The 538-nt window shown below is 66.5% G+C and carries 1 protein-coding gene; it reads left to right on the top strand.

What is annotated here, in order from left to right:
• On the top strand, positions 1-464 hold a 464-nt coding region (locus ACKGJN_RS16735), incomplete at its 5' end, for an O-antigen ligase family protein (protein WP_409540704.1).
• Positions 465-538: the final 74 nt, after the last annotated feature.

Here is a 538-nt window from a genome sequence, read left to right as displayed (position 1 = left end):
CAGGACGGTCGGTGCTGTGGGACTACGCGGCGGATCTCATCGAGGCGGGCCCACTATTGGGCAGCGGTTTCGACGCTTTCTGGAACGGCGGCGACGCCTCCGCGGCGGGCTACGTCCAGGCGTTGCTGCAGCAGAACGTGAAAAACTTCCACAACAGCTATCTCGACATCTGGGTCCAGCTTGGTGTGGCCGGCCTGGCGATCACCGCGGTGTTCCTTTTAACCTTCGCCTGGCGCGCCTTCGCCCTGCTGCAGCACCACCGCGGCGCCCTGGCAACGCTGCCGCTGTTCTTCCTGGCTTTCGTGGTGACCTATTCGCTCAGTGAATACGCGCTCTTCCGGCAGCACTCCCTGATCCAGCTGCTGCTGGGCGCGCTCTACGTCTCGACCGTCCTGGCCCTGCCCGATCCCAGCCGCCTCCCGGCCCGGCGCCAGGCCTCGCCGGCGAGCTGGGCCGAGACATAGGTAAAGACATGCCAGCCCTTGAAGCTCGCGCCCAGGGCGCTGAGCCAAGCCCGGCGCTTCACCGCGTCGATGAC

This window comes from Gillisia xinjiangensis (genome assembly GCF_046298265.1).
GTDB lineage: Bacteria > Bacteroidota > Bacteroidia > Flavobacteriales > Flavobacteriaceae > Gillisia > Gillisia xinjiangensis.
The sequence above is the reverse complement of the archived record's forward strand: the minus strand, read 5'-3'. Positions and strand labels throughout refer to the sequence as shown.